This window comes from Bradyrhizobium zhengyangense (genome assembly GCF_022012435.1).
Classification (GTDB): Bacteria; Pseudomonadota; Alphaproteobacteria; order Rhizobiales; family Xanthobacteraceae; genus Bradyrhizobium; species Bradyrhizobium zhengyangense.
On record NZ_JAKLUA010000009.1, the window covers coordinates 291464 to 298276 of the forward strand.

5 protein-coding genes are annotated in these 6813 nt (G+C 55.6%); 4 read left to right on the forward strand and 1 reads right to left on the reverse strand.

All coding sequences use genetic code 11. From position 1 onward, the window contains the following. The first annotated feature begins 11 nt into the window (after positions 1-11). The 4 genes from L6637_RS26580 (at position 12) to L6637_RS26595 (ending at position 6471) form a co-directional block, all read left to right on the forward strand. Entirely contained in the window at positions 12-1361 is a 1350-nt protein-coding gene (locus L6637_RS26580; RefSeq protein ID WP_128929534.1) for an LLM class flavin-dependent oxidoreductase, read from the forward strand. Positions 1362-1560: 199 nt separating this feature from the next. After that, positions 1561-2496 carry a LysR substrate-binding domain-containing protein gene (locus L6637_RS26585; protein WP_128929535.1) on the forward strand — a complete coding sequence of 312 codons (936 nt, stop codon included), beginning with the start codon at positions 1561-1563 and terminating at the stop codon, positions 2494-2496. A gap of 238 nt (positions 2497-2734) precedes the next feature. Beyond that, positions 2735-4330, forward strand: a complete 1596-nt coding sequence (locus tag L6637_RS26590; RefSeq protein ID WP_128929536.1) for a hydantoinase B/oxoprolinase family protein — start codon at positions 2735-2737, stop codon at positions 4328-4330. 17 nt (positions 4331-4347) lie between these two features. Next, complete coding sequence (locus tag L6637_RS26595; protein WP_128929537.1) at positions 4348-6471, forward strand: hydantoinase/oxoprolinase family protein; 2124 nt, start codon at positions 4348-4350, stop codon at positions 6469-6471. 135 nt (positions 6472-6606) lie between these two features. Here the strand turns inward: L6637_RS26595 and L6637_RS26600 are convergent. Further along, positions 6607-6813 (reverse strand): hypothetical protein (locus L6637_RS26600; protein ID WP_237864934.1); only part of this gene is annotated, 207 nt, incomplete at its 5' end.

The window sequence follows — 6813 nt, forward strand, 5'->3', positions numbered from 1 at the left end:
TGAGGAACGAAATGGCAAAGGAAATCGCTTTCGCCGCACTCATACATGCAGCCGGTAGCGCAAGTGCCGCGTGGCGCCATCCAGATACGGATCCAAAGAAGGCGTTGAGTCTTCAGTACTACACAGAGCTCGCAAAGCTATGTGAAGCAGGCCGCTTCGATCTGATGTTTCTAGCGGACAGTCCGGGCGTTGATGTCGACAATCTCCACGCAATGGCGCAATGGCCACGCGGGCAAAACGTACTTGAGCCCTTGACGCTTCTCTCTGCGCTAGCTGCGAGCACAGAAGAGCTTGGCCTCGGCGCCACGGTATCTGCGAGCTTCACTGAGCCGTTTAATATCGCCCGGCAATTCGCATCGCTCGATCACCTTTCGGGAGGGCGAGCAGCGTGGAACGTTGTGACGACTGCAAACCAGTATTCATGCCGCAACTATGGCTATAAGACGATGCCGCCACACGACGAGCGCTATGCCAGAGCCAGAGAAGCCCTGGAGGTGGTCCGAGCTTACTGGGATACTTGGGACGATGATGCCTTCATCTTCGACAAGGCAAGAGCTATGAACTTCGATCCGAACCGATTTCACCACGTTCGATACGAAGGGAAACATTTCAAGGTACAAGGCGGACTCAATATTGCACGTGCTCCGCAGGGGCAACCCGTCATTATCCAGGCGGGCGCGTCCTCGGTGGGTAGGGAATTTGCCGCAGAAACCGCTGAGGTCGTCTTCGGAACGGGCGCAACTCTTGAGGAGGCTGCGTCCCTCTACAAGGATATCAAAAGCAGGATGGCGAAGTACCGCCGTGATCCTTCCGAACTTAAGGTACTCGCCGGCTTCCGCGCGATGGTCGGTTCAACCGAAGCAGAAGCGAAGGAAAAGCTTCGCCTACTAAACAGTGTGATGCCGATTGAAGCCAAGGTCGCGTATGTCAGTACGGACCTTGAAGTCGACCTGTCGAAGCTGCCACTGGACGAACTCGTTCCCGAACAGATGATCCCGACTTCCTCAAACCTTCATCAGGGTTATTTCAATATACTTGCGGACATGATCCGATCGCGTAAATTCACGCTAAGGGAGATTGCACAGCGCTACGAACGCGGATTCGAGATTTTCTGTGGCACTCCAAGCCAGATCGCCGACGAGATGGAACGTTGGATCGACAATGAAGCTGGAGATGGGTTTATGATAACGTTCCCTTACATGCCGACCTGCCTGGAAGATTTTGTGTCGATGGTAGTCCCCGTGCTCCAGGAACGCGGACTTATGCGCAAAAGCTACCGCGGCAAGACACTTCGCGAAAACCTCGGGTTACGCTATCCCAAAAACGTCAATACGAAACGTCCAGCTACAGGCGTTCCATAAGAGATCTCGTGGCGCGCCGCCTTTGTCGAGCCTTTCAATGCGCATACAAAAGGGCCGCGGTGCAACAAAGCGCCGCGGCCTTTCTTATTGTGGGAGCTGAAGTTCATCCGTCGAACGACTTGACGCATGGCCGAGAATACCATTTGATTTATTCGAATCGGGCTTATGCATCTAAAATGTAAATTTGTTTGGGCGGCATATGGCTAGAGCGCTCAGTTCCCGCGAGATCGATGCGTTTCGGGCTATGATGCAATGTGGGACAACGCTTGCCGCAGCCGAAATTCTAAATACAACGCAACCGTCGGTGAGCCGGCTGTTGGCGCAAGCGCAAGACGCTGTGAAATTTCGACTGTTCGATTATCGACGGGGCCGTTTGGTTCCAACCCCTGAAGCCAAAATGCTCTTTGAAATCGTCCAAAAGCACTATCTTGGCTTGGAAACGATACAGCAAGCCGCTGAAAGTATCAGGTCATCCGGCACCGGCCTATTGCGCATCGCTGCCACTCCGTCCCTGGCTATGGGCGTTATTCCAACGATCATGAAGGCATTCCGGCAGTCTAGCCCCGGTGTGAGCATCAACCTTCAGACGGGAGGGTCGCTGCAGATCAGAGACGGGCTCCTCAATGGCATTTATGATGTTGGCCTGACGACGAGCGGAGCTCATTTCCGAACAGGAGAGTTCGAAATCGAGGTGTGTGACGAATCTGAGGCCCTATGTGCGGTCTGCGCAAACAGCCCGCTTGCTTCGAAGAAGGAGGTTGCGGTCTCTGATTTTCAAGAGGCAACGCTGCTCACTCTCAATCGTGGAGACGATCTAAGTGATTTGTGGCGTCAGACACTCGCGCAGCACGGCGTGAAACCCTCGTCCGAGATCGAGGTCACCTATTCGGCGATCCTCTGTTCGCTCGCCGCCGCCGACCTTGGCATCGGCGTCGTAAGTCCCTACATCAAACCGCTTATTTCCGATAACGTTCGATTTGTTCGTATTTCGCCGAGAATCTCGGTTAAGATGTTCGCAATCTTTCCGGGACATCTTGTGAAGTCATCGCTGTCGCAGCGTTTCACGCGTAGCTTGAAGGAAACGTTCCTGCACAACGACCCCCATGTCGTGAAGTGCGGCGACTGCACGGAGTAAGCCCCCTAGCGGGATTTCGGATCGAGCTAGGCAACTCTCGCGGGCCGACGTGCCCGCCAAACAATCCCAATGCTATATCACCCGCGTATAGAGCGTGCAGCAAGAAGAATTGGCTGACGCGTTTAGCCTGACTTAATGTCCCGCAGAATGCCCGAGCTGGTGCGACTGTCGCGCAGCGCTTCGTGGGCGAGTGCAAGACCGTAGGGCAAGGCCGCGGGCGCTCCAAGGAGACTGACACGTGCTTGATGCAATCCAGCTTGAATTGATTTGGCGAAGGCTGATTTCTCTGACTGAAGAGGCCGCTACGACGCTGCTGCGTACCTCCTTCTCATCCGTCGTTCGCGAGTCTAATGATTTTGCGTGCGTTCTCATGGATGCCGAAGGACGCTCGTTAGCGCAACCCGCTAACAGCATTCCATCCTTTATCGGTACCGTTCCGCGGACGGTTCGTGGCTTTCTCAAACAGTTTCCACATGAGACCCTCTCCGAGGGCGATATCCTGATCACCAACGATGTCTGGCTTGGCACCGGCCATCTGCCCGATATCACGGTAGCCAAGCCCATTTTCTTGAATGGCAATATTGTTGCGTTCGCTGGGTCGGTCACGCACGCTCCTGACATTGGTGGACGCATCCGTTCTGCCGATGCACGCGAGGTGTACGAGGAGGGATTCCAAATCCCAATGATGAAGGTGGTTGAGGCGGGTCGAATGAACCGCACATTTGAAAGCCTGCTTCGCCAGAACGTTCGTACGCCAGATCAGACGGTAGGCGACCTTTATGCGCAGTTTTCTGCACTGCATCTGATGGAGGTGCGCCTCATTTCTTTGCTAAAGGAGTGGGAGCTCCGTTCATTCTCCGAAGTGTCTCAACAGATCCGCGGTCGGACGGAAGCCGCGATGCGGCGTGCGATTTCCGCAATACCGGATGGCGTCTATCATGCCACCGCCGTCAGCGATGGATTTGAAAATAGCATCGTGTTGCGGATGGCGCTTAAAGTTCATGGTGATGAAATCGAGGTTGATTACCGAGGTACAGATCCTCAAGTGCAGCGCTCCATCAACGTCTGCGCTGCTTATACGACGGCATACACTGCCTATGGAATCAAAGCCGTTCTTACGCCCGACACGCCAAACAATGACGGTGCGTTGGAACCGCTCAATATTCATGCACCTCTTGGCTCAATTCTTAATTCAAAGCCGCCCGCAGCGGGCGGGGCACGCGCACTTATCGGACATTTCCTGCCGGCGATGGTCTTGCGTGCGCTGTCACAAGTCGTGCCGGAGAGAGTCATCTCCGACGTCGGCTCACCTCTCTGGTGCGTAAACCTGGCCGGCGTCAAAGAGGATGGAAAGACTTTCGCTAACTTATTCTTCCTGAACGGAGGCTATGGGGCCAGCGCGGCCTCGGACGGCGCAAGCGTGTTGTCTTGGCCGAGCAACATTTCCTCCACGCCCGTCGAGGTGCTGGAACGAACCGCGCCGATCAGAATTTGCCACCGCCGAATCCGATCGCGGACAGCGGGCAGCGGTCGGTTCACAGGGGGGGCTGGGCAGGAGTTTCTCTTCGAGAATCTAAATAAAGGGCCTACCATAATTTCCTTTATGGCTGAACGAACTAAGCCAGAAGCTGTGGCGAATGGCTTAGCAGGCGGCGATCCCGGCGCTGCCGGTGAGATCCAGATCAACACCGTTCGGGTTGATCCCAAGATACAACACACTATCGACTTTGGTGCCCGCGTTCTGCTGCGCACACCTGGCGCTGGCGGATTTGGTGTTCCGATCCGCGCTCAGGAAGCGCTGGCCGAAGCCGATGGCGCCAAAGATTTTGTATAAGAAGGGTTAGATCCGATATGTACTCGCTTGGTATCGATATTGGCGGCACGTTCACCGACATTGTCCTCTATTGCACTGATGATGGTCGCGTTGTCGCACACAAGGAGCTGACGACGCCCCATGATCCAACAATTGGAGCCCTCGCCGGCGTAAAGCAGGTCGTTAACGCCAGCGGCACCGATCCCGATCAGATTGGTCGCGTGGTCCATGCGACAACGTTGTTCACTAACGCTCTCATCGAGCGTCGTGGCGCAAGGACCGGATTGATCACAACGAGCGGCTTTAGGGATACGCTCGACTTACAGCGGGAGTTTAAATACGATCTGTATGATCTATTTCTGAAATTGCCAAAACCATTGATTGAGCAGGATGATCGCGTTGAAGTTAATGAACGCACCTTGTTCAACGGGCACATCCAGCATCCACTCAACGAAGACGAACTTCTAATAAAAACACGCCGGCTGCTCGACAGGGGCGTCACTTCGCTGGCAGTTTCATTCTTGCATTCATATGCCAATGGGACAAATGAACTGCGAGCCAAGAGCCTAATCGAGCGGCATTTCCCACAAGTCCAACTGTCGATCTCGTCCGAGGTCTGCCCACAAATCCGGGAGTACGAACGAACGTCAACGACCGCCGCGAACGCGTATATCAAGCCCATTGCAGACAAATATTTGCGTGAACTCGAGGTGCAGCTAAAGGCCTTTGGAATACCAGGAGCACTTTTCATGATGCTCTCAAACGGCGGATTGACGCATATCGAGGAAGCGCGCCGTACGCCGATCGAACTGTTGGAGTCGGGGCCGGCTGCTGGCACATTGGTGGCCGCGTATTTCGGCAAACGCTCCGGATTTGACAATGTGCTTGCCTTCGACATGGGCGGGACAACTGCAAAGCTTGGCGTGATTGAGAACGGCGAGCCCCTGATCGCGTATCAGTTTGAAGCGGCTCGCCAGAAGCGGTTCGCCCCAGGAAGCGGATTGCCGGTGAACATCTCGACTGTTGAGCTTATCGAAATCGGTGCGGGCGGCGGGAGCATCGCACATGTTGATGAGCTAGGAATGCTCAAGGTGGGGCCGCAAAGTGCGGGATCGCGACCTGGCCCCGCCTGCTACCCGAACGGCGGAACTGCGCCAACGGTTACCGATGCAAACGTTGTTTCGGGGGCGATTGACGTTGATAACTTTGCCGGTGGCACTATGGTTTTGCGCCGCGGAGCTGCAGAGGCGGCGCTCACAGGCGTCGGGCACGCCATAGAGATGCCATTCATCAAAGTGGCGAATGGCATTCAGGCCATTGTTAACGAGACGATGGCAGCCGCCGCGCGTGTCCATGTTGCTGAGCGAGGCCACGATATAACTAAGTACAAGCTCATCGTGACGGGCGGTGGCGGCCCGATGCACGGTTGTGACGTCGCCAGACGTCTCGGCATCAAACAGGTTATCTGTCCGCCGAATGCTGGCGTCGCGTCGGCACTCGGCTTGTTGATTGCACCCGCGCGTGTTGATCGCTCGAGAACGCTTGGCGCCCTGCTGGGATCGATGGAAATCGAGAAACTCGAAGCAGCCTTCAGGCGCCTGGAAGACGACACAAGGCGCGTGATTGCGCAGGCCAGATCTCCGCACAGTACACTTCAGATGGAGCGCCGCGCCGACATTCGCTTTGTGGGCCAAGGGTCGGAGCTGGTAACAGGACTGCCCGTTGGACCCTACAGCGAGAGCGAACGTGAAACTATTCGCGCTGCGTTCATCCAGACCTATAAAGGTATCTTCGGCGATATCATACCCGATCTTGATCTTGAGATTATGAACATCCGTGTAACCCTGAAAGAAGTACGAGAACCCGCGAAACTTGGTCGGATGGAAGACCCTCCTCGCTCGGAGGGATCTCGCTATCGACCCGTGTATGATGATGCAACTCGCGCTTGGGTTAAAGTCCCAGTTCTTCGACGATCGGAACTCGGGATTGCAGGATCGATCGAAGGCCCGGCCCTTTTGGATGAGCAATCATCAACACTAGTTGTGCCGCGCGGGAGCCGCATGACGTTGGACGCCTCTGGCAATGTCATTGTTCAGCTCAGGGATGATGGTGACAGTGTTACCGTTCCAGTAGCAGAGCACGCCACCGAAATCGGGGCGTAGGGCTCTAATATGCAGGCCTGTCACGTCACGGCAGTCGCGTGGCGCCGCAGGATGTCATGCCGGGAGGCCTTCGGATCTCGAAGTCAACCAAGGCGCGAGGCAAGCTCTCGGATGGAAACGATCATACTCGCCCCCTCAGTCGCGTTCGTATGCATGCTCTAGCGACACCACCGGGCGGCAACGCGCGAGCCAGGAGGTGTCGAGCACGATCCGCCGATCGATCGGCGGTGTTGTGCGGTAGAACGGTTTTCTACCGTTGCCCTTCTGTAACCGGCATGAGCCCCCCACCTGGGCATCGCGCGAATGAGCTGCGATACAGCCTGGCATGAACTGTTTTTTGGA

Excerpts from the sequence above, each read along its gene's own strand:
- L6637_RS26580 (WP_128929534.1), top strand. The coding sequence starts at position 12 with ATGGCAAAGGAAATCGCTTTCGCCGCACTCATACATGCAGCCGGTAGC.
- L6637_RS26585 (WP_128929535.1), top strand. The coding sequence starts at position 1,561 with ATGGCTAGAGCGCTCAGTTCCCGCGAGATCGATGCGTTTCGGGCTATG.
- L6637_RS26595 (WP_128929537.1), top strand. The coding sequence starts at position 4,348 with ATGTACTCGCTTGGTATCGATATTGGCGGCACGTTCACCGACATTGTC.